The organism is Streptococcus infantis, assembly GCF_047463655.1.
Classification (GTDB): domain Bacteria; phylum Bacillota; class Bacilli; order Lactobacillales; family Streptococcaceae; genus Streptococcus; species Streptococcus infantis_Z.
In genome coordinates this window covers 1-26,214 of sequence record NZ_JASHDM010000016.1, presented here as the reverse complement: position 1 = coordinate 26,214, position 26,214 = coordinate 1, and the positions used below count along the sequence as shown (strand labels likewise).

The following is a 26,214-nucleotide window of genomic DNA, read 5'->3' as shown; positions in this document are numbered from 1 at the left end:
GAAATAATGGATTTATTCGGATTAGTAATTGCTATTGTTTATGTTTTTATTATTAGTAAAATTCATGAATGGGTTTGTAAAGCAACTAGAAAAGACCAATATTTTTTTAGTCTTTATATCTTTCTACTACCATTAGTATTAGAAGTAACTCTCCATTTCTTGAACTTAGATAGTTTTGGTTTGTCTAAATTGTTATTTCCTTTCCTCCTATTTGGTTACTTTGTTGGATTTAAGAAGTATGAGAAATCTAAGGGAATTTTTATCAGTCTATTATTTTCTCTTTTATATAATAGTACTAATAACTTTTTATCAGTAACCTTATCATCTATTACAGGAGATGAGTTTGCATTGAAGTATAACAATTATTTTTCTCTATTTATCCTGATCTTAACTTATTTGGTTATTAAAGTTGTTGTTTCTTATTTCCATCTCGAATTTAAATATTTTGATAAAGACTATCTATATCCTTTTCTGAAAAAAGTGCTCTTTACATTTATTTTTCTACACGTTGTCTCTTTCACTTCAGATATTGTGAGTACGATTCGTCACTTAAATGGTTTTGGAAGTATTTTATCATCCATTATTTTTGTTGGCCTACTTTTGACTTTCTTTTCTATGAATTCTCACAAGGTTCAAATAGAAAAAGAGATTGAATTGGAACAAAAGAAGTTTGAGCAAAAACATTTACAAACTTACACGGATGAGATTGTTACTTTATATAATGAAATTCGTGGTTTTCGCCATGATTATACAGGCATGCTTGTCAGCTTAAGAATGGCGATCGAAAGTAAAGATTTACAAGAAATTGACAGAGTTTACAGTGAAGTTCTTGTAAAGGCGAATCAAAAATTACGTTCAGACAAGTATACCTATTTCGATTTGAACAATATTGAGGATTCAGCACTTCGTAGTTTGATTGCTCAATCTATTGTCAATGCGAAAACGAATGATGTAGAGTACACATTAGAGGTAAAAGATATCATCACACCTTTGTCTATGGAATTATTAGACTTGGTGCGCGTGATGAGCGTTCTGCTCAATAATGCTGTTGAAGGGGCAGTTGAAAGCTATCAAAAACAACTAGAGGTAGCTATCATCAAATTGGATCTTGAAACCCTAGTTGTTATCCAAAACTCTTGTAAAAAAAGAAAGGTAAAATCCGAAGATTTATTTGAATTAGGATTTTCAACTAAAGGAAGACATAGAGGACTTGGACTCAATAATGTTAAAGAAATTTTAGGAAAATATGACAATGTTATTTTAGAAACAGAAATTGATAATGATGTATTTAAACAAGTGATTAGATTTAAGAGGGAACTGATATGAAAGTATTAATTTTAGAAGATATTATAGAACACCAAGTAAGGTTGGAAACAACTTTGAATAAAATCTCTAAGGAAACAAATATTCCTATCTCCTATAAAACAACAGGAAAAGTGAGAGAGTTTATGGAATATGTAGAGCATGATGAAGTTAATCAGCTTTATTTTCTAGATATTGATATCAATGGGATTGAGAGAAAAGGATTTGAGGTTGCTCAATTTATTCGTCATCGCAATCCTTATGCCATTATTGTTTTTATTACAAGTCGATCTGAATTTGCTACCTTGACTTATAAATACAAAGTTTCAGCATTGGATTTCATTGATAAAGAAACCAGTGATCAAGTTTTTAAAAATAGAGTTGCCGACTGTGTGCTTTACACTAAAACTACTTTACTTGAAAACCAATCAGTCGTTGATTATTTTGATTATAGTTATAAAGGAAATGATCTTTGTATTCCTTATCATGATATTCTCTACATTGAGACAACTGGAACTTCTCATAAATTACGAATTGTAGGTAAGAATTTTGCAAAAGAATTTTATGGAACAATGACAGATATTCAAGAAAAGGATAAGGAAACCCAACGTTTTTATCTAGCTCATAAGTCATTTTTAGTCAATATCGGTAATGTGAGAGAAATTGATCGTAAAAAAATGGAAGTTGTATTTTATGAAGATCATCGTTGTCCTATCTCTCGCCTAAAAACTAAAAAATTGAGAGAACTAATGGCTAAAAACCAAAAAAAGTAATTGACAATTTTTGATAAATTGATATAATGGTTATATCTGCTACAGGTAGAGGGTCCGTTGGTTAAGAAATCGTCTTTTCATAGCGGTAACACGGGTTCGAATTCCGTACGGACTATTTAATCCGCCATAGCTCAGTTGGTAGTAGCGCATGACTGTTAATCATGATGTCGTAGGTTCGAGTCCTACTGGCGGAGTCAGATGAAAGGAACACCAATTTGGTGTTCCTTTTTTTGATTCTTTGTCCGATGTAATGAGGGGAGGCATACCTAACATATGGATAGATAATGATTTGTGTCCGAAAATAAAACTAAGGAAATTGTATTGCCTTAGCCTAATAAGAATAACAAAATAGGCTCCATAATAATCATAGGGGGGTGATTTCCTATAAATATTATAGAGCTTTTTTATTAATTTGTATCCCCTAACATTTTCATTAAAAAGTCCGTAATTTCTTGTGGACTTTCTTTTTTTCCATGGGCAATCCAGGTTTGACAGACTCCAAAGAGAGCATTTGTCAGGTAGACGCTACTGTATTCTAATTCTATTTCATTTAGTTTGAGTTGCATAAAACGTTTTTGAAGGTCTGTGCTCAGTAGGATGTGAAGTTTATTTCTCAAGAAATTTTGAATTTCCTTGGTTCCATTTTCAGATAAAAGAGCTGCTAGAAGTGGTTCTGATTCTAAGTATTCAAATACTTCTAGAATAGCATCTCGTTTATGATTAGCATGTTTTTGAAAGATATATTCGAAGGTATGAAATAGTTTACTTTGGTAATGTTCAATCATATCGTATTTATCTTTGTAATGAGTATAGAAACTGGAGCGGCTGATTCCAGCTTTTTGTGCTAATTTAACAGTTGTAATCTGATCGAATGGTTGTTCCATCAATAATTCTACCATGGCATTTTCGATAATACGCTTGGTTTTTAATCGTTTATTACTTTCTTGCATGTTCCCTCCAGATGAACATTTTTAGACAATATGTTCAAAAATAGATTTTTTATCTTGTCTTTTTAATTTTTTTATGTATAATCTATTATATCAAAAATTTAGACAAGTAGTTTAAAAAAGGAGACAATATGTTTAAAGAATGGAAAGCAATCTTTAAAAAACCGATATTTATTATTGTCATGATAGGAATTTCCTTAATTCCAGCTCTTTACAATATCATTTTCTTATCATCAATGTGGGATCCATATGGTAAACTTTCGGAGTTACCTGTAGCAATTGTTAATAAGGATCAAGCTGCTACTTATAATGATGAAAAACTCACTATTGGTGAAGACATGGTGTCTAATTTAAAAGATAGTAATAGCCTGGATTTTCATTTTGTAGATGAAGGTGAGGGAGAAAGAGGACTGCGGGATGGAGATTATTACATGGTTGTAACGTTGCCAAGTAATCTTTCTGAGAAAGCTTCTTCTATCCTTACAAATCATCCTGAACAGATGATGATTGACTATCAGACATCAAGTGGTCATAGTTTTATTGCAAGCAAGATGAGTGATTCTGCCATGACACAAATCAAACAGACTGTAGCTACTAATGTTACTCAATCTTATATCAAAGCTTTATTTGAGAAGATGGGTGATTTAAAACTTGGTTTATCTCAAGCTGCAAATGCAAGTTTACAGTTGGCTGATGGTTCGAATCAACTTTCGGATGGGAGTCAAACCTTAACAACCAATCTTCAAACCTTAGCTCAATCGAGTTTCACATTTTCTAATGGTGCTGATCAATTATCTACAGGTTTAGGAACCTATACAGCTGGTGTAAATCAGTTAAATCTTGGTCTTGGTAATTTTAATACTGGTTTAAATCAATATACCAGCGCTATTTCACAAATCGACAATGGATTAAACCAACTGAATTCACAGACACCGGCACTGGTATCAGGATTGACTCAACTTGATTCAGGAACACAAGCCTATACAGGTGGTGTTTCTCAATTAAATTCAGGATTAAATCAATTTTCACTTGGTATTGATACTTATACAAATGAAGTTCAAAGTCTATCATCAGGTGCAAATCAGATTTCTAAACAATCAGAGACCTTGCGTACAGGACTTACCCAACTTAATCAAGGAATTCAAGAACTGTCTAGTCAATTAAGTTTATCAACTCAACAAAGAGATCAGATTAAACAATTAGTTTCTGGCTTAGAGCAATTGAATCAAGCTATTCAAACGTCAGACACAGGAGACATAACAGAGTTAACAACTCAGTTTTCTAGCAGTCTATCAACCATTGCAAATTCAGCACAAAGCATCGTTACTTCAAATCAATCTGAAAAAGAAACTACTTTATCAGCTATTCAATCTACGAGTGCTTATCAAAGCTTAACTCCTGACCAACAGGCAGAGATAACTTCTGTGGTTTCTAATCAATCATCTTCTACTAGTGAGTCAGCACGAACAATTTTAACTACAGTTCAAACGTTACAATCTTCTTTAGAGAATGTAAATAATCAAGCAAATAGCCTTAGTCGCTTAAAAACAAGTTCAGCGAAATTGTTGCCAACTACTACTGCTACCTTGACAAGTTTGTCAAGTGGATTAACACAAGTACAGACAGCAATTGATGGTCAATTATTGCCAGCTAGTCAAACTCTATCTGGCATTGACAGCTATACAAAATCTGTAGACCAAGTAGCTTTAGGAGCAAGTCAGTTGAGTTCGAAAAATTCGAACTTGACAGGAAGTTTCAATAAGTTGCTACAAGGCTCTAATCAGTTGACAGAAAAATCTTCTAAATTGACAGGTGCTACTGCTAAGTTAGCAGCGAATGGGCCAGAATTAGCAACAGGAATTGATAAACTTGCATCAGGTGTCAACCAAGTAAATAATAAAACATCAGATTTAACCACTGGATTTAATCAATTACAAGCTGGTTCTCAACAATTAGCTGATAAATCAGACCAGCTAGTTTCAGGAGCAAATCAACTGGCTAATGGTTCTGAAAAAATAGCTAGTGGAGCAGATCAACTTGCTCAAGGATCAGAAATTTTACAATCAGGACTTGGAAAATTAAGTGATGGTTCAAGTCAACTAAATCAAGGTTTGACAGATGCTGAGGGGCAATTGCAACAGGCTTCAACTGAATCAACAAATGCAGACTTACTGGCTGATCCTTTAAGTCTTTCAAAAACTGATACGGATCAAGTTGCTGTTAATGGGATTGCCATGGCTCCGTATATGATATCAGTTGCTCTTTTTGTTGCTGCTATTTCAACTAATATGATTTTTGCTAAATTACCTTCTGGGCGCCATCCAGAAAGTCGCTGGGCTTGGTTTAAGTCTCGCTTTGAAGTTAATGGTATCATTGCTGGTTTGGCAGGATTATTAGTTTATGGTGGGGTACATTTAATCGGACTGACTGCAGTTCATGAATTCAAAACTTTAGCTTTGATCATTTTAACCAGTCTTGCTTTCATGGCGATGGTAACAGCATTGACAACCTGGAATTCTCGCCTGGGTGCCTTCTTCTCTTTAATTTTATTACTCCTTCAATTAGCATCAAGTGCAGGAACTTATCCTTTAGCTTTGACGAATCAATTCTTTAAAACTATTAATCCATGGTTACCTATGAGTTATTCAGTTTCAGGTTTACGACAAACCATTTCTATGACAGGCAATATTCATAGTCAGATTATTTTCCTTATCTTTACAGTAATGATTTTTGTTGCTTTAGGAATGCTAGCCTATCAACCTAAAAAAGCTGAAGAAGACTAAAAACTATCGACCGATTTGGTCGATAGTTTTTTATCTAGAATATTTTTTTCTTTGAATATCATAAAAAATAAAGACAATAATAGCTATAAGAGAACAACTTGCACCAGCAACAAATCCTTTTGGTATAAAGGAAAGGGTAATAGTCCCTTCACCTTCAGGAACATCAATTTTCATAAATCCAGTTTGTGCCTGTTGAATTTGTAATTTTTTACCATTTTGATAAGCAGACCAACCTTGGTCGTAAGGAATTGTGAAAAAGATCGATGTTTCATTCTTTACCTTATAATTTACAATGACTTTATTTTTATATGAGCTCACTTCTACTGGATTTTCTTTTATTTTACCAATTGCCCCTGTATACTTTTTAGTATCTAAACGATAGAAAGTTGGAGATTCAAATGATACTTGAGCATTTCCTGGAAACTTAACCTGGATATCAAAAGTTTGTTTATGGTCTGTATACCCAAGATTAAAAAATGTAAAAGCATTATCTGTGGTAAAGGATTTTTTTTCACCATTGACAATGATGTCAACTTGCTTTTTCTTATCATTAGAGAAATTTAGCTTTGTCATTGAAAGATAAACCTGACTATTCTCAGGAACTTCGATACTGTAGTTGATTGTTGCATCTTCAGTATCAGTTCCGTTTAGATTGACTACGCTGTCACCAGAGTCTGTATGATGATTTATCGGATAAAAGTACTCTTCATTTAAGCCAGCAATTTGATTTAAAAATTGAGTTTGGTTATCAAGAGTATGGTCATTAAAAGTGACATCTTTATAAAGAGACTGTGTAGCAAAAGCAATTGGGAGAGCGAATTGATTTTTATAAAGGGTTAGATTATCTTTTTGATAGCTTGGATGAAAACCATATTTATCTGGATAGGCTTCAGAAATATTGTAGCTGATTCCAAATAAACTATCTGCAATGATAGTATTATTTGCATAACGAAGATTAAGGTTGGTACCTGAAGATTTAAAACCCAACTTATCTAACGTTGTACTTGCAGAACGATTACGAACAGATGAAAATTGTGAGATGCCATTGTAGTTAAATTTCATGCTATCGTTTCCAGTTTGAGTTTGTAACTTTTCAGTTCGTGTAAATGTATCTGGCTGCTGTTTGGTATACTCCAAAATAGCTTCCATACTTGGAATATCTTTATCATAGGTACTACGAGAAGCAAATCCCCATTCTTTCGTAATTCCATTTAGTTGAGATGAAGCATTAAAACTAATCTCACTTATTGTAAATATCAAAATAAGAATTGAAAAGATTTTTAGAGAAATCATTTTTTTAATAAGTGCCAATAGTAACAGTAAGTATACCACTAAGAATTCAAGAGTTAAGAGTATATTTAATTTAGTTAAAAACGAATAATGATTTTTAAAATAAATGGTTGCCAGATAACCAGATAAAAGGAAGGTTATTGAGCATAAAACATTCCATAATTTGATATCTTTAAATCTATTTAAAACTTCTGCTGAAATATAAATCAAGAGAGTAGAGAAAATCCAAGCATAGCGATGAAGAAACATATTTGGTGCGTGCATTCCTTGCCAAAATAGATCTAAGGCTTCTAGATAAAAACTAGCAATGATGATAATGAGTAGAGTTGCATAGCATAGTTTCACGTGAAACTTAATTGATTTTAATGTAAAGAATACAATTGTTAAGATAAAAGGAAGAAGGCCTACAAAAATCATTGGGATAGAACCATATTTAGTTGTATCGAAAGCACCAATAAATTGTTTAGCGAATAGATCTAGATACCAACTGGCATCTGTTTTTATTTTTGTAATAGCGGTTAGTTTTTCACCATGAGTTCTTAAATCAAACAAGGTTGGGAGTGTCATGATGAAACTTGTTAAACCAGCGAGTAAGGATGTTAGGAAAAAATCAAGGAAAGAATACTTGCGACTTTTAAAATCCCAGGAAAGTTGGCAAAAATACCAAACTACCAAAAACAGGGCAGTCATATAACCAAAATAGTAGTTTTGGATAAATAATATTGACAAACTTGTAAAGTATAGAATACGTTTTTTTTCCGTTATGAGTAGATGTAAACCAGTTAAAATTAAGGGGATTAAAATAAAAACATCCAACCAGGTTTTAATCTCAAGTTGACTAACTGTAAAGCTCATTAATGCATATGAGGTAGATAGAGCTAATCGAAGTAGGGCAGATATATTTTTGAATATTTTACTCAAGCTAAAAAAGGTTGACAGACCTATCAAGCCAAATTTCAACAAGGTTGATAGATAAACTGCGTCTGGCATGCTTGATACATCAAAAAAATAAACAAGAGGTGATAGAAAACTACCAAGATAATAACTGGACAAGGCATAAAAATTGAGACCTAGACCACTGGTAAAAGTATAAAATAGACTATCATTCCCATGTAAAATATTACGAAGATTAAGATCAAAAATAACATATTGATGAAATCCATCTCCTAATAAAGGTGAAGTATCACTATTCCAGTAGATACCTTGAGAAAGATAGACTCCGAATATAATTACTAGGGGAATGATGAAAGAAATAAAATAGGTCCAATAGTTTCTAAAAAATATTTTCATGTTACCTCATAGAATGATAGAAAACTCAGTTGGTTAATCCAACTGAGTTTTAAAGTATTATTTAGTCTTTCCAAAGTGCTTTGACTTTTGCTTGTACTTCAGCATTTTCTAAGAATTCATCATAGGTTTCATCGATACGGTCGATTACACCGTTTTTAGATAGGACAATAATGTGGTTAGCCAATGTTTGAATGAATTCATGGTCATGACTGGCGAAGATGATTGATTCTTTGAAGTTTTTCAATCCATCGTTCAAACTTGAAATAGATTCCAAATCTAAGTGATTAGTAGGATCGTCAAGTACTAGAACATTTGATTTCAAAAGCATGAGTTTCGATAGCATCACGCGCACTTTTTCTCCCCCTGACAAGACATTTACAGGTTTGTTAACCTCATCTCCAGAGAAGAGCATACGACCAAGGAAACCACGCAAGAAGGTATTGTCATCTTCTTCTTTACTTGCAAATTGACGGAGCCAGTCAAGGATAGATTCACTCCCAGCAAAATCAGCTGAATTGTCTTTTGGTAAGTAAGAGCGACTAGTTGTAACCCCCCACTTGACAGTCCCCTCATAGTCAATATCACCCATAATAGCACGAATCAATGCAGTTGTTTGAATGTCGTTTTGACCGATTAGAGCTGTCTTGTCACCTGGACGCAAGATAAAGCTGATGTTGTCAAGAATAGTTTCACCATCAATCTTGACAGATAGATTTTCTACTGTCAAGAGATCGTTTCCGATTTCACGTTCAGCTTTAAAGTTGATAAATGGATATTTACGACTAGATGGCACAATTTCTTCAAGTTCAATCTTATCAAGCATTTTCTTACGTGATGTTGCTTGTCTTGATTTAGAAGCATTAGCAGAGAAACGAGCAACGAATTCTTGGAGTTGCTTAATTTTTTCTTCTGCTTTTGCATTACGGTCTGCTAGCAATTTAGCAGCAAGCTCAGAAGATTCTTTCCAGAAGTCGTAGTTTCCGACATAGAGTTTGATTTTTCCAAAGTCAAGGTCGGCCATGTGAGTACATACTTTATTTAAGAAGTGACGGTCATGGGACACAACAATAACGGTGTTATCAAAATCAATCAAGAAATCTTCTAACCAAGTAATAGATTGGATATCCAAACCGTTGGTCGGCTCGTCTAGAAGAAGTACATCTGGTTTACCAAATAGAGCTTTAGCAAGGAGTACTTTCACTTTATCTCCATTTGCAAGTTCACTCATATTTTGGTAATGAAGATCTTCAGGGATATTCAAGTTTTGCAAGAGTTGTGAAGCTTCACTTTCAGCTTCCCAACCACCTAGTTCAGCAAATTCACCTTCAAGCTCAGCTGCACGAACTCCATCTTCATCAGTAAAGTCTGCTTTCATATAGATAGCATCTTTTTCTTTCATGATGTTGTATAGTTTTTCATTACCCATGATAACAACATCAATAACACGTTCATCCTCGTAGTCAAAGTGATTTTGACGAAGCACAGAAAGACGTTCATCAGGTCCAAGAGAAACATGACCAGTTGTAGGTTCGATATCACCAGCTAAGATTTTTAAAAATGTTGATTTACCTGCACCGTTAGCACCAATTAAACCATATGTGTTTCCTTCTGTAAATTTGATGTTGACCTCATCAAAAAGTTTGCGATCACTAAAACGTAGTGAAACATCAGATACTGTTAGCAATTTTTTTCTCCTATTATATGTAATACTCTAATTCTACTAGAAAATCAGCAAATATTCAAATTTTTATCTGTCAATTATTTGTAAAGGATATTTACAGATAGTTTACAGTTAAGGAGTTGAAATCGTAATTATTTGATAAAAAAATTATCTGTCTTTTTATCAAAAAAATGCTATAATTGAATGGACCATATCAAAGGAGAATAAGATGAATAAACCCATTATTTTAACAGGAGATCGTCCAACGGGGAAATTACATATTGGGCACTACGTTGGTAGCTTAAAAAATCGTGTCTTATTACAGCAAGAAGATAAATATGACATGTTTGTTTTTTTGGCTGACCAGCAAGCTTTGACTGACCATGCAAAAGATCCACAAACTATTGTAGAGTCTATTGGGAATGTTGCTTTGGACTATCTTGCAGTGGGATTGGATTCTAACAAATCAACGATTTTCATTCAAAGTCAAATACCAGAATTGGCAGAGTTGTCTATGTATTACATGAATCTAGTGTCTTTGGCTCGTCTGGAGCGTAATCCTACTGTAAAGACAGAAATTGCTCAGAAAGGATTTGGAGAAAGTATTCCAACTGGATTTTTAGTTTATCCAATTGCTCAAGCAGCAGATATCACAGCTTTTAAAGCTAACTATGTTCCTGTAGGTACAGACCAAAAACCGATGATTGAACAAACGCGTGAGATTGTACGTTCATTCAACCATGCCTATAATTGTGATGTTTTAGTAGAACCGAAAGGAATTTATCCTGAAAATGAAGGAGCAGGTCGCTTACCTGGTCTTGATGGAAATGCCAAAATGTCTAAATCGCTTAATAATGGTATATACTTGTCAGATGATGCAGATACTTTGCGTAAGAAAGTAATGAGTATGTATACAGATCCAGATCACATTCGTGTTGAGGATCCAGGTAAGATTGAAGGAAATATGGTTTTCCATTACTTAGACGTATTCGGACGTCCTGAAGATGCTCAAGAAATTGCTGATATGAAAGAGCATTATCAACGTGGAGGTCTAGGTGATGTTAAGACAAAACGGTATCTACTTGAAATCCTAGAACGTGAACTTGGTCCAATCCGTGAACGTCGCCTAGAATATGCTAAAGATATGGGTGAAGTGTATAATATGTTACAAAAAGGTAGTGAAAAAGCTCGAGAAGTTGCTGGTCAAACGCTATCAGAAGTAAAATCAGCAATGGGTCTAAATTACTTTCATTAATAGATAAAATACGAACTCTAAAACTATCTCTTCTTTAAAATTAAAGGGATAGTTTTTTACATTATCTATTATCAATATAATTGACAAATTTTCATAGAATGGTATGATAGATACAATACAAAAAGCGTCAAGCTCAAAAAGAAAGAAAAGAGGAAACTTCAATGTCTAATTGGGACACTAAATTTTTGAAAAAAGGTTTTACCTTTGATGATGTATTGCTTATTCCAGCAGAGAGCCATGTGTTGCCTAATGATGCGGATTTAACAACGAAATTGGCTGATAATCTGACTTTAAATATCCCAATTATTACAGCTGCGATGGATACTGTAACAGAAAGCCAAATGGCCATTGCAATCGCGCGTGCAGGTGGCCTAGGTGTTATCCATAAAAACATGTCTATTGAACAGCAGGCAGATGAAGTTCGTAAGGTAAAACGTTCTGAAAATGGTGTTATCATTGATCCATTCTTCTTGACTCCAGAGCATACAATTGCAGAGGCAGATGAACTCATGGGACGTTACCGTATCAGTGGTGTTCCAGTGGTTGAAACTCTTGAAAATCGTAAATTGGTTGGTATTTTAACAAACCGAGACCTTCGTTTTATTTCAGATTACAATCAACCAATCTCAAATCATATGACCAGTGAGAACCTTGTTACTGCTCCTGTTGGAACAGATCTTGAAACAGCAGAGAGCATTCTTCAAGAACACCGTATTGAAAAACTTCCTTTGGTTGATGAAGAAGGTCGTCTTTCTGGCTTGATCACGATTAAAGATATTGAAAAAGTGATTGAGTTTCCAAATGCAGCTAAAGATGAGTTTGGTCGTCTTCTAGTTGCTGGTGCAGTAGGTGTAACTTCTGATACTTTTGAACGTGCTGAAGCCCTCTTTGAAGCAGGAGCAGATGCAATTGTCATTGATACAGCACACGGACACTCTGCAGGGGTTCTTCGTAAAATCGCTGAAATCCGTGCCCATTTCCCAGACAGTACACTGATTGCTGGAAATATCGCTACTGCTGAAGGAGCCCGTGCCCTTTATGATGCAGGAGTTGACGTTGTTAAAGTTGGTATTGGGCCAGGTTCAATCTGTACAACTCGTGTTATCGCAGGTGTAGGAGTTCCACAAGTTACAGCTATCTATGATGCAGCAGCAGTTGCGCGTGAATATGGAAAAACGATCATTGCTGATGGTGGAATCAAGTATTCTGGAGATATTGTTAAAGCCCTTGCTGCTGGTGGAAATGCAGTAATGCTTGGATCAATGTTTGCAGGAACAGATGAAGCTCCAGGAGAAACTGAAATCTTCCAAGGACGTAAGTTCAAGACATACCGTGGTATGGGTTCAATCGCTGCAATGAAGAAAGGTTCAAGCGACCGTTACTTCCAAGGCTCTGTCAATGAAGCGAATAAACTCGTTCCAGAAGGAATTGAAGGTCGTGTTGCTTACAAAGGAGCAGCAGCTGATATCGTATTCCAAATGATTGGTGGTATCCGATCTGGTATGGGGTATTGTGGTGCAGCTAACCTTAAAGAATTGCATGATAATGCTCAATTTATCGAAATGTCAGGTGCCGGTCTAAAAGAAAGCCATCCACACGATGTGCAAATCACAAATGAAGCACCAAACTACTCAATGTAATAAAAAATCTCCTGTAAAACAGGAGATTTTTTATTGTTTACGCCGATGTAAATATCAGTTTACAGACAATTGACCGTTCTTTACAGTAAATATACTGAGATTATCAGGTAAGTTTTGAAGATGCTCTAAACTAGTTGTTGTAATAAAGGTTTGAATATTTTGAGATATAGTTTCTAATAATTTAAGTTGACGAGTATTGTCAAGTTCACTCATAACATCGTCAAGTAAAAGTATAGGCGATTCTTTTGTAATGCTCTCCATTAATTCGATTTCAGCTAGTTTAATAGAAAGAACAAGGCTACGATGTTGTCCTTGACTTCCAAAGCTTGCGTCCATTCCATTGATTAAGAAAATCATATCATCCCGATGAGGACCAACTCCAGTATTCTTCTTAAATAAATCTCTTGCTCTACTTTTTTGAAGTGCTGTATAGAAAGATTCTGCTAGATGTTCTTTGTCAGTGAAGTTTACAGATGGTTGATAACGCATTGACAACTCTTCCAATTGGTCTGAAATATCAAAGTGCTTTTCACGACCAAAAGATTCCATTTTTTTGATAAATTCTTCTCTGTGGACCATCACTCGACAACCATAGTCTACTAGCTGGTCATCCAGAACAGATAAAAATGTTTCGTCAATCTGATTCGCTGACTTTAAGTAGGTATTTCTTTGTTTGAGCACATGATTGTAGCTTGACAAATCTGACAAGTATATGGGTTTGATTTGTCCTAGTTCCATATCTATAAACTTACGTCGGATAGCAGGTGCTCCTTTGACAAGTTGTAAATCTTCGGGTGCAAATAGAACAACATTCATGTGTCCAATATAGTCAGATAGCCGAGCTTGTTTTAAGTGATTAACTTTAGTAATTCGACCTTTTGGAGTCAAATCAATCTCAAGTGGAATAGTAGCCGTTCGTTTTTGAAGAATTCCAGAAACTTGAAGCTGTTCTTCTTCAAATTGAATTAAATTCTTGTCTGTCTTTGTCCGATGACTTCTAGTTAAAGCTAAAAAGTAAATACTTTCCAGAAGATTGGTTTTTCCTTGAGCATTTCGACCCACAAATACATTTAATTTAGGATTAAATTCAATTTCGGTATCCTGATAGTTTCTAAATTGCTTGATGGATAAGTTTTTTAGCCACATACTTATCTACCTGGGAAACGTGGTGCAGTTTTTGTTTTAGCTTTCGGGATCTTTTTTGTTGGCTTTTTTTTGACCGTCTTATTCATTTCTTTGACAAGTTTAGCCACACGTTCTTTCTCAAGTTTTTCTTGGAGATATTCTTCCTGTTCTTCTAAGCTCGGTTGCGTCAGAATGATTTGGATTTTCATGTCAGGAATGTCGATAGAGTCTCCGATTCTTACTTTTTTCCCACGACGATTTTCTAATTCCCCATTAAAGTAGACATGATGCTCAGCTAAAAAGGATTTAATAGCTCCGCCACTGTGTATAATACCAAGTTCTTTCAAGAGAGCTTGGAGAGTGATAAATTCTTCAAATAATTTGTATTCCATAGTTCACCTCAATCTTTGGTATTATACCATATTTTACCTTGAAATGGCAGAGGTAAATTCGTTAGAAATGAAAGCGATTTTAATTCTAAAAGGGGTAAAGAGAACAAGAAAATTTTCTCTTTTCATGGTATAATAGAACTCTATGTAGAAGGAGGTAAGAGATGGAGTTAGTACCTGGAATTGCAGTGCATTTTATACAATCAAAAAAATTTAAAACCAATAAAATTACTGTGCGTTTCACAGCTCCATTGTCTTTGGATTCAATTTCAAGTCGCATGTTAAGTGCCAGTATGCTTGAAACTGCCAACCAAAGTTATCCAACTGCTCAACTGTTTAGAAAACGTTTAGCAACCTTGTATGGAACTGATTTGTCAGCGCACGCCTATCGAAGAGGACAAAGTCATCTTGTGGATTTGAATATTACCTATGTGCGTGATGAATTTTTAAGTAAGAAAAACGTATTAACTTCTCAAATTTTAGAATTACTGCACCAGGTTCTGTTTACACCATTGTCGGATGAGGATGGATTTGAGAAAAATGCTTTTGACATCGAGAAAAAACAGATCTTATCAAGGCTAGAATCAGAATTGGAAGACCCATTCTTCTTTGCACATAAAGAGTTAGATCAATTGTTTTTCCAAGAAGAATCAATGCAGCTAGTTCCAAAAGATTTGATTTCTAGAATTTCAGAAGAGACTTCAGAAACATGTTTTTCAAGCTATCATAAAATGCTAAAAGAAGACCAAATAGATATTTTCTTCTTGGGTGATTTTAATGAAATTGAAGTTTTAGAGTTTTTACAAAAATTTCCTTTAACAGGTCGTAAATCAGCTGTAAACATTCAATATCAGCAACCTTATTCTAATATTCTTAGAGAAGGTATTGTTAGAAAGAGATTAGGACAGTCTGTTTTAGAGATGGGCTACCATAGTTCAGTGGCATATGGTGATGAAGAACAGATGGCAGTGCTTCTTGTCAATGGTCTTTTAGGAGCCTTTCCTCATTCGAAACTATTTATCCAAGTGAGAGAAAAAGAAGGACTGGCCTATACGGTATCAAGTCATTTGGATCTCTTTAGTGGATTTTTACGACTATTTGCTGGAATTGATCGGCAAAATCGAAATAAAGTAAGAAAATTGATGAATCATCAGTTGCTTGACATAAAAAATGGCAAGTTTACAGATAAGGAAATTGATCAGACCAAACAAATGATTCGTAGATCCTTACTACTAGCTCAGGATAATCAAGATTCTATTGTCGATAAATATTATCTGTCAACTTTTTTTGGGAAAGCGAATCTTGACACAAAAACTTTAATCGATAAGCTTGACCAAGTTGATAGAGAAGCAATTTGTGAAGCAGCAAACAGTTTTAAGTTGCAGGCTATTTATTTTATGGAAGGAGCAGAATGACCAGACCTACTTTTCAAAAGAAATATTATCCTGCTGTAAAAGAAACTTTGTATCAAACTAGATTAGAAAATGGTTTGACAGTTACTTTACTACCTAAAAAGGACTTTAACGAGGTTTATGGCGTTGTAAGTGTCCAAGTCGGTTCTGTTGACACAAGGTTTACAGTGGATGATAAGGACTTACAACAATATCCACAAGGAATCGCTCATTTCTTAGAACATAAGCTTTTTGAAAGAGAAGATTCTGGAGATGTTATGGCAGCTTTTACAGAGTTGGGTGCTGAAAGTAATGCCTTTACGAGCTTTACGAACACTAGCTATCTTTTCTCGACTTCTGAAAATGTTCTAGAGTGTTTAGATTTGCTAGAAGAACTTGTCACTACTTTCAATATGACTGAAGAATCTGTGGAGCGCGAAAAGGATATCATTCAACAGGAAAGAGAGATGTATCAGGATGATCCAGATTCTTGTCTATTTTTCAAGACTTTGGTAAATCTCTATCCAGAAAGTCCTTTAGCTTCAGATATTGTTGGTAGTGAAAACTCTATTGATGCTATTTGTTTGGAGGATTTAGAAGAGAACTTTAAAGAGTTTTACAGACCTGTCAATAGTAATATCTTTTTAGTGGGGAATTTTGATTTTGAACTGCTTGAAGATTATTTTGCTAAGAAATCTCATCCTCAAGAAAAAAAACATGAGTTTAAGAGAGAAAAAATACCTTTACATCCTGTAAAGACTACTGAAAGTTTTCGCATGGATGTAGCATCTCCCAAATTAGCGATTGGTATTAGAGGAAATAAAGACATAGGAAATCGAGATCAGTATCGTTATCATCTTTTATTGAAATTGTTGTTTACAATGATGTTTGGTTGGACTTCACAAAGATTTCAAAAATTATATGAGACAGGTAAACTGGATGCTTCCCTGTCTCTAGAAATAGAAGTTGATCCTCGTTTCCATTTTGTGATGTTGACAATGGATACAAAGGAACCTGTGGCACTTTCTCATCAATTTCGTAAAGCTATTCGCAATTTTGTTAAAGATGAGGATGTAACTGAGGATCACTTGGATATTGTAAAAACTGAGATGTATGGAGAATTTCTTCATAGTATGGATTCCCTTGAATACATTGCCACTCAGTATCATCCAACCGATACAGGTTCTACCCTGTTTGACCTTCCTAAACTTTTGCAGGAAATTACTTTAGAAGATGTTCTAGAGGCTGGACATGATTTGATAGATAATAGCGATATGGTTGATTGTACAATTTTCCCGATATAATCGCTAGAAAATACACTAGAAAGAAGGAATGTTAAGTATGAGAAAAAAAACAATTGGTGAGGTCTTACGTCTTGCAAGAATTAACCAAGGACTGAGCTTAGAGGAATTGCACAGAAAGACAGATATTCAGTTGGATTTGTTGGAGGCAATGGAGTCAGATGATTTTGACAAACTACCGAGTACTTTTTATGCTCGTTCATTTTTGAGAAAGTATGCTTGGGCAGTTGAATTAGATGAAAATATCGTTCTAGATGCCTATGATTCGGGAAGTATGATTACTTATGAAGAAGTTGATGTAGATGAGATTGAACTTTCAGGACGTAGACGGTCTAATCGAAAGAAAAATTCATTTCTCCCGCTATTTTACTTTGTTCTTTTTTCTTTATCAATTTTAATTTTTGTAACCTACTATGTGTGGAATTATATTCAAACCCAACCAACTGCGTCTTCTGCGGCAACTTATAGTGTTGTGAGTTCAACAAGTAGCTCTAGTAGTGTAGCATCAAGTAGTAGTCAAGCTACTAGTTCATCAAGTTCGAGTGAGGCAACTACTTTGACTGTTTCAGGTCAGGGAGATACTTTGTCAGTGGAATATAAGACATCTAAAGATTCTGCTGAGCTTCAGTTGTCTGTAACGGATGCAACAAGCTGGATTAGTGTTTCGGATACTGATTTAGCAGGGGGAGTGACTCTTGAACCTAATAATAAAACAGCTAAAACAACCATTTCCAAAGGATCTCCAGTAACCATAACATTGGGTGTTGTTAAAGGAGTGTCGGTGAAAATTGATAATAAGGAAATTGACACTTCAAAATTAACTGGTCAAACTGGTTGGATTACTCTAACATTAAGTTCAAACTAAAGGAAGGATAACATGAAAAAAGAGAATATTCCTAATATGCTTACGCTTGGTAGAATTTTATTTATTCCGATTTTTATTCTCCTTCTATCAGTTGGACCATCTCCTGTGTTACATAAAATAGCAGCAGTTATTTTTGCTATTGCCAGTATCACTGACTATCTAGATGGTTATTTAGCTAGAAAATGGCAAGTGGTTAGTAATTTCGGAAAGTTTGCGGATCCAATGGCTGATAAATTATTGGTCATGTCAGCCTTTATTATGTTGGTTGGTCTAAAGATGGCACCAGCTTGGGTGGTAGCAATAATTATTTGTCGTGAACTTGCTGTCACCGGTTTACGCTTGCTCTTAGTTGAAACAGGAGGTACTGTTCTAGCTGCTGCTATGCCTGGAAAAATCAAGACATTTAGTCAGATGTTTGCGATTATATTCTTGCTACTTCACTGGACTGTTCTTGGTCAGATAACTCTTTATATTGCCTTGTTCTTCACAGTTTATTCTGGTTATGATTATTTCAAGGGAAGCGCATATTTGTTTAAAGGAACCTTTCGTTAGATATGGAATCGATTATTGAGATAAAAGACCTGTCTTTTCGATATCAGGCAGATCAAGAACATTATGATGTTCATAACATTTCGTTTCACGTGAAACGTGGAGAATGGTTGTCAATCGTTGGTCATAATGGTAGTGGTAAATCAACGACAGTTCGCTTGATTGATGGTTTGCTCGAGGCTGAATCTGGAGAAATTTGGATAGACGGTGATTGCCTAACTCCAGAAAATGTCTGGGAAAAAAGACGTAAGATTGGTATGGTCTTTCAAAATCCTGATAACCAATTCGTAGGAGCAACTGTTGAAGACGACGTTGCTTTTGGACTGGAAAATCAAGGAATCCCACTTGAAGAGATGAAGAAACGCGTTTCTGAGGCTTTATCATTGGTTGGGATGGCTGAATTTGTTAAAAAGGAACCAGCTCGCTTGTCAGGAGGTCAGAAGCAGAGAGTAGCTATTGCAGGTGTTGTTGCTCTGCGACCAGATATTTTAATCTTGGATGAGGCTACAAGTATGTTGGACCCTGAGGGACGATTAGAGTTGATTAAGATAGTCCAGAAGATTCGCAAAGACCATCAGATGACAGTCATCTCCATTACGCATGATCTGGATGAGGTGGCCATGAGTGACAGAGTTTTAGTGATGAAAAAAGGAGAAGTCGAGTCAACTAGCACTCCTAGAGAGTTATTTTCTAGATCGGATTTAGATCAAATTGGCTTAGATCAACCCTTTGTCAACCAATTAAAAGATTCGCTACGTACTAGTGGCTTGAAATTACCAGAGTACTACCTGACCGAGGAGGAACTTGAGGAGACTTTATGGGAATTATTCTAGAGAATGTTAGTTATACGTATCAAGAAGGAACGCCGTTTGCCTCAGCTGCCTTGTCCGACGTCAGTTTGTCAATAGAGGATGGCTCTTATACTGCGATTATTGGGCATACGGGAAGCGGAAAGTCTACAATCCTTCAACTTTTGAATGGTTTGTTGGTTCCTATAGAGGGAAGTGTTCGTGTTTTTGATACATTGATTACATCAACATCAGTCAATAAGCAAATTCGTCAAATTCGCAAACAAGTAGGCTTGGTTTTTCAGTTTGCTGAAAATCAAATTTTTGAGGAAACAGTCTTAAAAGATGTGGCATTTGGCCCTCAAAATTTTGGAGTTTCTGTAGAAGAGGCAGAAGCTATCGCGCGTGAGAAATTAGCTTTAGTGGGAATTGACGAGTCACTTTTTGAACGTAGTCCTTTTGAACTCTCAGGTGGACAAATGAGGCGGGTTGCTATTGCTGGAATTTTGGCGATGGAGCCTAGCATTTTGGTCTTAGACGAACCAACAGCTGGTTTGGATCCAATTGGTCGAAAAGAGTTGATGGACTTGTTTAAAAAGCTTCATCAAGATGGCATAACAATTGTTTTAGTAACCCACCTTATGGATGATGTGGCCGAATTTGCTGACCAAGTTTATGTGATGGAAAAAGGGAAACTAGTTAAGGGTGGGAAGCCAAGTCTTGTCTTTCAAAATGTCGAATTTATGGAAAAAATCCAATTGGGTGTTCCTAAAATCACACGATTTGCTCAAAGGCTAGTTGACAGAGGAATTTCTTTCGAACAATTGCCGATAACGATAGAGGAGTTTAAGGAGTTTATCAATGGATAATATGATTTTAGGTCGATACATACCAGGAAATTCGATTATTCATCGTCTAGATCCTCGTAGTAAGTTAGTAGCAATGATTTTATTGATCATCATTGCTTTTTGGGCCAATAATCCAATTACAAATCTCATACTCTTCATTGCAACAGGCATATTTGTCGTTTTATCAGAAGTTCCCTTATCTTTTTTTATAAAAGGTTTGCGATCTATGTTTTTTCTGATTGCTTTTACAACCCTTTTTCAACTGTTCTTTATCTCTGGTGGTCAAGTCTTGTTCGAGATGGGATTTATAAAAATCACAAGCTATGGTGTTGAGCAGGCAGGAATTATTTTTTGTCGTTTTGTGTTGATTATTTTTTTCTCAACCTTGCTAACCTTGACAACTATGCCACTCAGCTTAGCAACTGCGGTTGAATCCTTACTTGGACCTTTAAAAAGATTTAAGGTTCCAGTTCATGAGATTGGGCTCATGTTGTCTATGAGTTTGCGATTTGTACCAACCTTGATGGATGATACGATTCGCATTATGAATGCTCAAAAGGCGCGTGGTGTAGATTTTGGAGAAGGAAATGTAATTCAAAAGGTTAAGGCTATGATTCCTATTTTGATTCCTTTGTTCGCTACCAGTTTGAAAAGAGCGGATTCTCTTGCTACAGCCATGGAAGCTAGGGGGTATCAAGGTGGGAATGGACGCAGTCAGTATCGACAGTTAAATTGGATGAACAGAGACAGTATAGCGCTATTATTTGTTTGTGTATTGGGTGCAATTCTATTTTTGCTAAAATCTTAGAATGTAATATAAGGTAGAGGTATGAATCGTTTTAAAAAATCAAAATATATCATTGTTCTATTTGTCGTTGTATTAGTAGTATCCGTTTTTTTAGTGACAACACAATCAAGTGCAGTTGTAACAAAAGCTGGAGATGGCATTTCATTAGTCGATAGAATAGTGCAAAAGCCTTTTCAATGGTTTTCTTCCGTAAAATCTGATTTAGGTCGTTTGACCAGAACCTATAACGAGAATGAAACTCTCAAAAAAGAACTCTATCAGATGAAGAAGGAAACGAATGAAGCAGACAGTTTGAAGGAAGAAAATGAGCAACTACGTCAGTTATTGGATATGAAGTCAAAATTGAGTGCAACCAAGTTAATTGCTTCTGACGTCATCATGAGAACTCCTGCAACCTGGAAACAAGAGTTGACAATTGATGCAGGTTCTCAACAAGGCGTGACAAGCAATATGCTTGTGATTGCTGGTGGGGGACTGATTGGAAGCGTGGGAAAGATTGAAGATAACTCTACTGTGGTCAACTTACTAACCAATGCGGAAAATACGGAGAAAATCTCCGTTAAAATTCAGCACGGTTCTACTAGTATATATGGTATTATCATTGGGTACGACAAAGAAAAAGACTTGCTTAAAATAAGCCAATTAAATAGTAGTAGTGATATCAGTCAAGGAGACAAGGTAGTAACTGGTGGTCTTGGTAATTTTAATGCTACTGACATTCCAGTAGGTGAGGTCGAATCTGTGACGCATAGCAATGACTATCTGACAAGAGAGGTGTTAGTCAAACTTCAGTCTGATTCAATGAATACCAAAGTTGTAGAGTTAGTGGGGAATCCATCATGAGACTGTTGAAGCAGATAGGGATGTTTTTACTCTTGCCCATAGTTGTCTTAATAGACAGTCATTTAGGGCAATTTGTAAATAGTTTTTTTCCACATTTTCAAATTGTGAGTCACTTTATCTTCATCTTCTTGTTGTTTGAAACTATTGAAGTATCGGAGTATCTATTTTTAGTTTATTGCTTATTTATTGGTCTTATATACGATATTTATTTTTTCCATTTAGTAGGGATTGCTAGTCTTCTTTTTGTGATTATTGGTGCAATCATTTATAAAAATAATGCGATTATTTTATCAAATAGATGGACTAGACTATTAGCTATTTTAATGATGACTTTCTCTTTTGAATTTGGTAGTTTTCTTCTAGCGCAAATGATTGGATTAACTGCTGAAAGTATAACAGTCTTTATCGTTTATGGTCTAGTTCCGTCAATGATATTAAACTGTCTATGGATGTTAGTTTTCCAGTTTATTTTTGAAAAAATATATCTATAAGAAAGAAACAAAACTGTAATAAAGGCGTAATATTTATTAGGCCTTTTTTTGATATACTAGTATTGTCTTAAAAGAAGGAGTATTCACACTTATGAAGAAAAAAATCCTAGCATCACTTTTGTTAAGTACAGTATTGGTCTCACAAGGAGCTGTTCTTTCAAGTGTTAAAGCAAATACAACAGATGAAAAGATTGCTGCTCAAGATAGTAAAATTAGTAACTTGACAGCTCAACAGAAAGAAGCTCAAAAACAAGTAGACGAAATTCAAACTAAAGTTTCAGCTATTCAATCAGAGCAAGAAAAATTGCAATCTGAAAACGAAAAACTTCAAGAAGAATCTAAAAAACTTGAAGGTGAAATCGCAGAGCTTTCAAAAAATATTGTAGCTCGTAATGCATCGCTTGAAAACCAAGCTCGTAGTGCACAAACGAACGGAACTGCTACAAGCTACATCAATACGATTATTAACTCTGACTCAATCACAGAAGCTATTTCTCGTGTAGCAGCTATGAGTGAAATCGTATCAGCAAACAATAAAATGTTGCAGCAACAAAAAGAAGATAAGAAAGCTATCTCTGAAAAACAAGTTGCAAACAACGAAGCAATCAATACAGTCATTGCTAACCAACAAACACTTGCTGACGATGCTCAAGCTTTGACAACAAAACAAGCAGAATTGAAAGTAGCTGAGTTAAATTTTGCAGCTGAAAAAGCTACAGCAGAAAATGAAAAAACTAGCTTGTTGGAGCAAAAAGCAGCAGCAGAGGCAGAAGCTAAAGCGGCAGCAGAGGCAGAAGCAGCTTATAAAGCTAGACAAGCAAGTCAACAACAATCAGTTGCAGCATCAGCAAATACAAGCTTTGCTGCACAAGTGCAAGCAACTTCAAGTTCTTCATCATCAGATGATGATTCAAGCTACACACCTGTAGCTACTCGTACAACATCACGTCCAACATATAGTACAAATGCTTCAAGTTATCCAACTGGTGAATGTACTTGGGGAGCTAAAACATTGGCACCTTGGGCTGGAGATTACTGGGGTAACGGAGCGCAGTGGGCAACAAGTGCAGCTGCAGCAGGATTCCGTACTGGTTCTCAACCACAAGTTGGTGCGATTGCATGTTGGAATGATGGAGGATATGGACACGTAGCGGTTGTTACAGCTGTTTCATCATCATCAAGTATTCAGGTATCTGAATCTAACTACGGTGGAGATCGTACAATCAGTAACAAACGTGGATGGTTCAACCCAACTACAACTTCTGAAGGCTACGTTACTTACATCTATCCAAACTAATGAAAAAATTGAGACTCAGATTGGGTCTCTTTTCTTATTTATAAGATGATAAAATCCCAAGTTTGAGTTTTCGCTAAATACCTAAACTAAGTTCCACCGCTAGTACGAGTGGAAGTTATAGTGGATTGAACTTAGAGTAGTACAATATAGATTCTAAAACATTTTTAGAAATTAATTTGACTTTCCTAACCTCTTTGTTCACATCTTATTTCAATCAACTATAATCTGATAAAAATTGCAAAAAACAGTGGAATTCCGTGTCAGAGTAAGTTCCACTATGGTAGAAGTTAGTGTGAGACGTTTGAGTTTTCATTGAAAAACTAGCAAAATTACTTGAAAAAAAGGCTCAACTATGATACAATGTAAATTGTCGTGTAAACGATAATACTCATTCTTGATGAATTGTGAAGCTGTTGCCTTCGGGTCGTTTTGCAAGCTGAAATCAAGAAGAGGAAAAAAACAAAAAGGAGAAATACTCATGGCAGTAATTTCAATGAAACAACTTCTTGAGGCTGGTGTACACTTTGGTCACCAAACTCGTCGCTGGAACCCTAAGATGGCTAAGTACATCTTCACTGAGCGTAACGGAATCCACGTTATCGACTTGCAACAAACTGTAAAATACGCTGACCAAGCATACGACTTCATGCGTGATGCTGCAGCTAATGATGCAGTTGTATTGTTTGTTGGTACTAAGAAACAAGCAGCTGACGCAGTTGCTGAAGAAGCAGTACGTTCAGGTCAATACTTCATCAACCACCGTTGGTTGGGTGGAACTCTTACAAACTGGGGAACAATCCAAAAACGTATTGCTCGTTTGAAAGAAATCAAACGTATGGAAGAAGATGGAACTTTTGAAGTTCTTCCTAAGAAAGAAGTTGCACTTCTTAACAAACAACGTGCACGTCTTGAAAAATTCTTGGGTGGTATCGAAGATATGCCTCGTATTCCAGATGTAATGTACGTAGTTGACCCACATAAAGAGCAAATCGCTGTTAAAGAAGCTAAAAAATTGGGAATTCCAGTTGTAGCGATGGTTGACACAAACACAGATCCAGACGATATCGATGTAATCATCCCAGCTAACGATGACGCTATCCGCGCAGTTAAGTTGATTACAGCTAAATTGGCAGACGCTATCATCGAAGGTCGCCAAGGTGAAGATGCTGTTGCAGCAGTTGAAGCTGAATTTGCAGCTTCAGAAGCTCAAGCAGACTCAATCGAAGAAATCGTTGAAGTTGTAGAAGGCGACAACGCTTAATTCAAATAAGTAATCATTACCTAGGAGGGCGGGGCTTAGCCCGGCTCTCCTATTTTTAAAAAATATAGGAGAATCAAAATGGCAGAAATTACAGCTAAACTTGTTAAAGAGTTGCGTGAAAAATCTGGTGCTGGTGTTATGGACGCTAAAAAAGCATTGGTTGAAGTTGAAGGCGATATCGAAAAAGCGATCGAATTGCTTCGCGAAAAAGGTATGGCAAAAGCAGCTAAGAAAGCTGACCGTGTTGCTGCAGAAGGTTTGACTGGTGTTTATGTTGACGGTAACGTTGCAGCAGTTGTTGAAGTAAATGCTGAAACTGACTTCGTTGCGAAAAACGCTCAATTTGTTGAGTTGGTAAACGCAACAGCTAAAGCGATCGCAGAAGGAAAACCAGCTAACAACGAAGAAGCTCTTGCTTTGACAATGCCTTCAGGTGAAACTCTTGAAGCGGCTTATGTGTCTGCAACAGCAACTATCGGAGAAAAAATCTCATTCCGTCGCTTTGCTTTGATTGAAAAAACAGATGCACAACACTTCGGAGCATACCAACACAACGGTGGACGTATCGGTGTTATCTCTGTAATCGAAGGTGGAGACGAAGCACTTGCTAAACAAATTTCAATGCACATCGCTGCTATGAAACCAACAGTTCTTTCATACAAAGAGTTGGATGAGCAATTTGTTAAAGATGAGTTGGCACAATTGAACCACGTTATCGACCAAGATAACGAAAGCCGTGCTATGGTTGGTAAACCAGCTCTTCCACACTTGAAATATGGATCAAAAGCTCAATTAACTGATGAAGTGATTGCTCAAGCTGAAGCTGATATTAAAGCTGAGTTGGCTGCAGAAGGCAAACCAGAAAAAATCTGGGATAAAATCATCCCAGGTAAAATGGATCGTTTCTTGCTTGACAACACTAAAGTTGACCAAGCATACACACTTCTTGCACAAGTTTACATCATGGATGACAGCAAGACAGTTGAAGCTTACCTTGAATCAGTTAACGCTTCAGTAGTTGAGTTCGCTCGCTTTGAAGTTGGTGAAGGTATCGAAAAAGCTGCAAACGACTTTGAAGCAGAAGTTGCAGCTACAATGGCAGCAGCCTTGAATAACTAATAAAAAAGTAAGGAAGCTAATCTGCTTCCTTTTCTTTTGTTGGAAGGGGACCTATATGAATCCTTTTTTTATGGCTCTTTGTCAACTGTAGTGGGTTGATGAAAAGTTATAACCTGGAGAGGACCAACATGGTTCTCTCCTTTTTGATGTTCAAAGCAATGAGGATTCTAGTTTTAAAGTTTTCAAAGTTCCGGAAGCC

22 protein-coding genes and 1 tRNA gene are annotated in these 26,214 nt (G+C 35.8%); 18 read left to right on the top strand and 5 right to left on the bottom strand.

Annotated elements, in window-relative coordinates; translation table 11 throughout:
* Positions 1–6: 6 nt before the first annotated feature.
* From comD to QM877_RS09290, 3 genes are all read left to right on the top strand, one after another.
* The gene (gene comD, locus QM877_RS09300; RefSeq protein ID WP_414274057.1) at positions 7–1,326 is read left to right on the top strand and encodes a competence system sensor histidine kinase ComD; all 1,320 of its coding nucleotides are present in this window, start codon (positions 7–9) and stop codon (positions 1,324–1,326) included.
* Positions 1,323–2,075 carry a competence system response regulator transcription factor ComE gene (gene comE, locus QM877_RS09295; protein ID WP_049530388.1) on the top strand — a complete coding sequence of 251 codons (753 nt, stop codon included), beginning with the start codon at positions 1,323–1,325 and terminating at the stop codon, positions 2,073–2,075. The genes comD and comE overlap by 4 nt, the downstream gene beginning before the upstream one ends.
* Positions 2,076–2,195: 120 nt before the next feature.
* Positions 2,196–2,269, top strand: a tRNA-Asn gene (locus QM877_RS09290).
* A 213-nt stretch (positions 2,270–2,482) separates the two neighbouring features.
* Here QM877_RS09290 and QM877_RS09285 read toward each other — a convergent pair.
* Positions 2,483–3,025, bottom strand: coding sequence for a TetR/AcrR family transcriptional regulator C-terminal domain-containing protein (locus QM877_RS09285; protein ID WP_414261039.1), 543 nt, complete (start codon positions 3,023–3,025; stop codon positions 2,483–2,485).
* Positions 3,026–3,153: 128 nt separating this feature from the next.
* Between QM877_RS09285 and QM877_RS09280 the strand changes: the two genes are divergently transcribed.
* On the top strand, positions 3,154–5,805 hold the full coding sequence (locus QM877_RS09280; RefSeq protein ID WP_414318239.1) for a YhgE/Pip family protein: 2,652 nt from the start codon (positions 3,154–3,156) through the stop codon (positions 5,803–5,805).
* A gap of 30 nt (positions 5,806–5,835) precedes the next feature.
* Here QM877_RS09280 and QM877_RS09275 read toward each other — a convergent pair whose 3' ends face one another.
* On the bottom strand, positions 5,836–8,385 hold the full coding sequence (locus QM877_RS09275; RefSeq protein ID WP_414318238.1) for a YfhO family protein: 2,550 nt from the start codon (positions 8,383–8,385) through the stop codon (positions 5,836–5,838).
* A 61-nt stretch (positions 8,386–8,446) separates the two neighbouring features.
* Complete coding sequence (locus QM877_RS09270) at positions 8,447–10,069, bottom strand: ATP-binding cassette domain-containing protein (protein ID WP_414318237.1); 1,623 nt, start codon at positions 10,067–10,069, stop codon at positions 8,447–8,449.
* A 205-nt stretch (positions 10,070–10,274) separates the two neighbouring features.
* Here QM877_RS09270 and trpS point away from each other — a divergent pair, with 205 nt between their 5' ends.
* Together trpS and guaB are read left to right on the top strand one after the other, a co-directional pair.
* On the top strand, positions 10,275–11,300 hold the full coding sequence (gene trpS, locus QM877_RS09265) for a tryptophan--tRNA ligase (protein ID WP_414318236.1): 1,026 nt from the start codon (positions 10,275–10,277) through the stop codon (positions 11,298–11,300).
* 161 nt (positions 11,301–11,461) lie between these two features.
* Positions 11,462–12,940: an IMP dehydrogenase gene (gene guaB / locus QM877_RS09260; protein WP_414318235.1), complete on the top strand. Its 1,479-nt coding sequence runs from the start codon at positions 11,462–11,464 to the stop codon at positions 12,938–12,940.
* 54 nt (positions 12,941–12,994) lie between these two features.
* Here the strand turns inward: guaB and recF are convergent, their stop codons facing one another.
* Both recF and yaaA read right to left on the bottom strand, forming a co-directional pair.
* Positions 12,995–14,086 (bottom strand): DNA replication/repair protein RecF, encoded by a 1,092-nt coding sequence (recF, locus tag QM877_RS09255; protein ID WP_414318234.1) that lies wholly within the window; start codon positions 14,084–14,086, stop codon positions 12,995–12,997.
* A gap of 2 nt (positions 14,087–14,088) precedes the next feature.
* Positions 14,089–14,457, bottom strand: coding sequence for a S4 domain-containing protein YaaA (yaaA, locus tag QM877_RS09250; RefSeq protein WP_414318233.1), 369 nt, complete (start codon positions 14,455–14,457; stop codon positions 14,089–14,091).
* 161 nt (positions 14,458–14,618) lie between these two features.
* Here yaaA and yfmF point away from each other — a divergent pair, with 161 nt between their 5' ends.
* From yfmF to tsf, 12 genes are all read left to right on the top strand, one after another.
* Entirely contained in the window at positions 14,619–15,869 is a 1,251-nt protein-coding gene (yfmF, locus tag QM877_RS09245) for an EF-P 5-aminopentanol modification-associated protein YfmF (protein WP_414318232.1), read from the top strand.
* Positions 15,866–17,149 carry an EF-P 5-aminopentanol modification-associated protein YfmH gene (gene yfmH / locus QM877_RS09240; RefSeq protein WP_414318231.1) on the top strand — a complete coding sequence of 428 codons (1,284 nt, stop codon included), beginning with the start codon at positions 15,866–15,868 and terminating at the stop codon, positions 17,147–17,149. The genes yfmF and yfmH overlap by 4 nt, the downstream gene beginning before the upstream one ends.
* A gap of 37 nt (positions 17,150–17,186) precedes the next feature.
* The gene (gene rodZ, locus QM877_RS09235; RefSeq protein ID WP_414318230.1) at positions 17,187–18,011 is read left to right on the top strand and encodes a cytoskeleton protein RodZ; all 825 of its coding nucleotides are present in this window, start codon (positions 17,187–17,189) and stop codon (positions 18,009–18,011) included.
* A 12-nt stretch (positions 18,012–18,023) separates the two neighbouring features.
* Entirely contained in the window at positions 18,024–18,563 is a 540-nt protein-coding gene (gene pgsA, locus QM877_RS09230; protein WP_045762416.1) for a CDP-diacylglycerol--glycerol-3-phosphate 3-phosphatidyltransferase, read from the top strand.
* A gap of 2 nt (positions 18,564–18,565) precedes the next feature.
* Positions 18,566–19,393 carry an energy-coupling factor ABC transporter ATP-binding protein gene (locus QM877_RS09225; RefSeq protein ID WP_414318229.1) on the top strand — a complete coding sequence of 276 codons (828 nt, stop codon included), beginning with the start codon at positions 18,566–18,568 and terminating at the stop codon, positions 19,391–19,393.
* Positions 19,378–20,217, top strand: a complete 840-nt coding sequence (locus tag QM877_RS09220) for an energy-coupling factor transporter ATPase (protein ID WP_414318228.1) — start codon at positions 19,378–19,380, stop codon at positions 20,215–20,217. Before QM877_RS09225 ends, QM877_RS09220 begins: the two co-directional genes overlap by 16 nt.
* On the top strand, positions 20,210–21,004 hold the full coding sequence (locus QM877_RS09215; RefSeq protein ID WP_414318227.1) for an energy-coupling factor transporter transmembrane component T family protein: 795 nt from the start codon (positions 20,210–20,212) through the stop codon (positions 21,002–21,004). Before QM877_RS09220 ends, QM877_RS09215 begins: the two co-directional genes overlap by 8 nt.
* Positions 21,005–21,025: 21 nt before the next feature.
* Complete coding sequence (gene mreC / locus QM877_RS09210) at positions 21,026–21,847, top strand: rod shape-determining protein MreC (protein WP_414318226.1); 822 nt, start codon at positions 21,026–21,028, stop codon at positions 21,845–21,847.
* Entirely contained in the window at positions 21,844–22,338 is a 495-nt protein-coding gene (gene mreD / locus QM877_RS09205; RefSeq protein WP_153224649.1) for a rod shape-determining protein MreD, read from the top strand. The genes mreC and mreD overlap by 4 nt, the downstream gene beginning before the upstream one ends.
* A gap of 91 nt (positions 22,339–22,429) precedes the next feature.
* Positions 22,430–23,635: a peptidoglycan hydrolase PcsB gene (pcsB, locus tag QM877_RS09200; RefSeq protein ID WP_414318225.1), complete on the top strand. Its 1,206-nt coding sequence runs from the start codon at positions 22,430–22,432 to the stop codon at positions 23,633–23,635.
* A gap of 478 nt (positions 23,636–24,113) precedes the next feature.
* Positions 24,114–24,896: a 30S ribosomal protein S2 gene (gene rpsB / locus QM877_RS09195; protein ID WP_000268462.1), complete on the top strand. Its 783-nt coding sequence runs from the start codon at positions 24,114–24,116 to the stop codon at positions 24,894–24,896.
* Between the two features lie 78 nt (positions 24,897–24,974).
* Complete coding sequence (gene tsf, locus QM877_RS09190; protein WP_000808094.1) at positions 24,975–26,015, top strand: translation elongation factor Ts; 1,041 nt, start codon at positions 24,975–24,977, stop codon at positions 26,013–26,015.
* Positions 26,016–26,214 lie beyond the last annotated feature (199 nt).